Origin of the sequence: Streptomyces sp. SM11 (genome assembly GCF_002910905.1) — a bacterium.
In the GTDB taxonomy this organism is placed as follows: domain Bacteria; phylum Actinomycetota; class Actinomycetes; order Streptomycetales; family Streptomycetaceae; genus Streptomyces.
Window position 1 is genome coordinate 1 of sequence record NZ_NEUE01000067.1, and the last position, 3,196, is coordinate 3,196.

Here is a 3,196-nt window from a genome sequence, read left to right on the forward strand (position 1 = left end):
CCCCCGTCCGTCGTGCAGCCGCCCACCGGGGCCCCGCTCGACGCCTGGCTGCGCACAGCCCGCCCGCCCCAGGAACCGGGCGTCTGGCGGTACGGGTACACCCCGCCCCCGCCCGAGGCGTCCGAGCGCGTGTCCGACCGGTCGCTGCTGGTCGGCGCCCTGATCTCGCTGCTCTCCGCGCTGCTGCTGTGGTCGCTGTGGCGCAACGGCTACCTCCCCTACCGCCTCGTCCCGCTGAAGCTCTTCACCCCGGGGGAGTGGTGGAACCCGGGAACGTCCGGCGGCCCGCGCACCATCGAGGGCAGCGACGCCCTCACGGTGTACGAGGCGATCCTGTTCGGGCTGCTGGCCTACGGCTGCGGCCGGATCGGCAACTGGTCCGAGCTGTTCCGCCGCCATGTCGCGGACCGGGGGCAGCCCTTCCTCGCCCTCGCGACAGCCGGCGCGGCGGGCCTGGCCCAGCTGCTCGTCTGGAAGGAGACGCTTCCGGTCGTCCGCCCGGTCCTGGTCCTGGTCGCCTCCGTCGCGGGCGGCGAGATCTACCAGAGCCAGACCGTCGTCAACGTGATCTACGCGCTGATCGCCGCCGCCGTCCTCTGGCCCTTCGCCCGGCTCGGCCGCTGGCGCGAACTGATCGCCGCCCGCCGGGGGAGCGGCGCCCCGGCGCCGGACGTCGGCACGGCCCCCGCCACCACGACCTCCGCCGACCAGTGGCCCGAGCTGCGCGCCGCGGGCTGGACCGACGCCGCGGACACCCTCACCGCCGAGGTCCGCACCGGCCGGATGAACGACGTGGACGTGGCCCGGCTGCGCCACGCTTGGACGCTCGCCACCCGGCGGCCCGACCGGCTCGCCCCCTTCGCGGAGGCCGTACTGCGGACCGGGGGCGCCGCCGCCCTGCACCCCTCCGGCCACCGCGACCTGCCCCGGCGCACCGCCCGCCACGACGTGCTCACCGGCCAGGTCAGGATCGGCCGGTGCGCGGACGACCCGCACAACCCCTACGTCCGCCGGGGCACGGGCCTCGCCCTGGAACCCGCGCTGCTGGGCACCTCACTGCTCGCGGTCGGACCGCCCGGCGCGGGGAAGTCCGCCCGGCTGGTCCGGCCGGTCGTCGAGGCCCTCGCGCTGCGCGCGCTGGCCGGACAGGCCGCGGTCCTCGCCGTCGGCGGGGCGGGCGCGCCGCTCGGGCCGGACGACGCCTTCGACGTCGTCGTCCGCATCGGCCACCCCGGCTCCGCCCACGACATCGACCTGTACGGCGGCACCACCGACCCCGACGAGGCGGCAGCCGTCCTCGCCGAAGGGCTCGTCGGCGATGTCGGCAGCCTCGACAGCCGCCGCGCCGCCACCGTCCTCGCCCAGCTGCTCGGCCCGTACCACGCCGCCCACGGGCACTTCCCCTCCGTGCCCGAACTGCGCGAACTCCTCGACGGCATGCCGGCCGCACTCGCCGGGCTCCGCTCCTGTCTCGAAGCCGCCGGCCACCACACGATGCTCCGCGAGCTGGACGCCCGGTCCCGGCAGGCGGGCGGCCCCGGCGACCCCGCACCGGCCCTCGCCGACCGGGTCGCCCTGCTCGACCGGCCGGCGTTCACCGGGTTCTTCGCCACCGGCCCGGACGCCCGCCCGTTCTCGCTGCGCGCGCTCGGCCAGCACCCGCTGCGGGTCCGTGTCGACCTGCCGGAGCGCGGCCACGCGGAGGCGTCCCGGCTGCTCACCCGGCTGCTCCTCGCCCAGTTCACCGCGATCACCGCCGCCCGCACCGACACCACCCTCTTCGCCTGCCTCGTCCTGGACGACGCCACCCACGCCGTGACCGCCGAGACCGTCCGCGGCATCCGCCGGCTGCGCTCGGTCAACGCCGGGGCGGTGCTCGCCCTGCGGACCGTCGACGACGTCCCCGAAGCCCTGCACACCCCGCTGCTCGGCGCGGTCGGCTGCACGGCGGCCTTCTCCGGCATCACCACCTGGGACGGCAAGCGTTTCGCCGAGGCCTGGGGCAAGGAATGGGTCGAGACCCGCGAGGTCGCCCAGCACACCGTCTTCGCCGACCAGCCGTTCACCCGCGCCCTGCACGCCCTGCGCAAACTCGTCACCGGCAAGGCCGTGACCACGGACGCGGTGACCGTACGGCAGGTCGAGCGGGAGCGCTGGTCGGCCTCGGAGCTGGCGTACGCCGTCCCGGCGGGCCACGCGGTCATCCGGTTGGCCACCGTCCAGGGCGAACACGCACCCCCTCTCCTCGTCCACCTCGACGGCTGAGCCACCTACCGGGAAGTAAGACCCACCGGCGATTGGGGGGCGGCGTCGCTGGGCCGGGCACGCACTCCCCCAAGCTCTCGGCAGCTCTCGGCTTCGCTCGAGCAGGGGAGGCCCCATCCGCGTTGACTCGATCCTCCGCCTTGCAGCTGCACGCACCCAGCCCCGCTCCTTCTCCCACCCCACCAATTGCCGGTGGGTCTAGCGCGACGGTCGGCCGGGAGCGGTCACCGGCACCCTGCCGCCCTGGCAGAATCGGAGGAAGCCGTTCATACGGGACGGCGAAATCGGTGCCATCGACCAGGCCGGCGACCCGGCCCTCCGCTCGCTGGCGCCGCGACCTCGTCCCCGACCTTGAGGGTTCCCGGCCCATGCCCCCCACGCTCGCCTCGCTCGTCCAGCACTCGGCACTCAAGCTCACCGTGCGTGCGGGCGTGGCCCGGCTCGACACGCCCGTGCGCTGGGCCCACGCCAGCGAGCTCGCCGACCCCGTCCCGTACATGGACGGCGGTGAACTCCTCCTCGTGACCGCCACCAACCTCGACGCCGAGAACGCCGAGGCCATGCGGCGGTACGTGCGGCGGCTGGCCGGAGCCGGGGTCGCCGGGGTCGGATTCGGGGTCGGCGTGAACTACGAGGACATCCCGGCGGCCCTCGTGGACGCCGCCGAGGAGGCCGGGCTGCCGCTCCTCGAAGTCCCCCGCCGCACCCCGTTCCTCGCCATCAGCAAGGCCGTCTCCGCCGCCATCGCCGCCGACCAGTACCGCGCGGTCACCGCCGGCTTCGAGGCCCAGCGCGAGCTGACCAGGGCCGCGCTCGCCGGGGACGGGCCCGCCGGTCTCCTCGCCCGGCTCGCCGCCCACATCGACGGCTGGGCCGCCCTGTACGACACCTCCGGCGCGGTCCTCGCCGCCGCCCCCGACTGGGCCGCCCG

Annotated in this window: 2 protein-coding genes; both read left to right on the plus strand. The window is 75.8% G+C overall.

From position 1 onward, the window contains the following. Positions 1-2,265: ATP/GTP-binding protein (locus B9S58_RS04080; protein WP_374935654.1), on the plus strand; the 2,265-nt coding region annotated here is incomplete at its 5' end. 368 nt (positions 2,266-2,633) lie between these two features. Further along, positions 2,634-3,196, plus strand: a 563-nt coding sequence (locus B9S58_RS04085) for a PucR family transcriptional regulator ligand-binding domain-containing protein (protein WP_181009181.1), incomplete at its 3' end; no start/stop codon positions are given.